The organism is Streptomyces sp. 8P21H-1 (assembly GCF_013302945.1).
In genome coordinates this window covers 270-505 of sequence record NZ_JABTYA010000221.1, presented here as the reverse complement: position 1 = coordinate 505, position 236 = coordinate 270, and the positions used below count along the sequence as shown (strand labels likewise).

Here is a 236-nt window from a genome sequence, read left to right as displayed (position 1 = left end):
CCTCGCCGATTGGGACTTCCACGACGACGCGGACAGCGGCGCCTCCGCTCTGTTCAACGTGTTCTGGAAGACGCTGCTCGACACCACCTTCCGTCCCTCGCTCCCGGACGACCGCCCGCCGGCCGGAGGATCCCGGTGGTTCCTCGTGGTCGAACGGCTGCTCGAACAGCCCGACTCCGCCTGGTGGCAGGATGAGGCCGACGACGTGTCGGGCGTCGAGGACGCCCTCGCTCGGG

The 236-nt window shown here is 69.9% G+C and carries 1 protein-coding gene; it reads left to right on the top strand.

Annotated elements, in window-relative coordinates:
• On the top strand, positions 1–236 hold a 236-nt coding region (locus HO151_RS04000), incomplete at both ends, for a penicillin acylase family protein (RefSeq protein WP_173894727.1).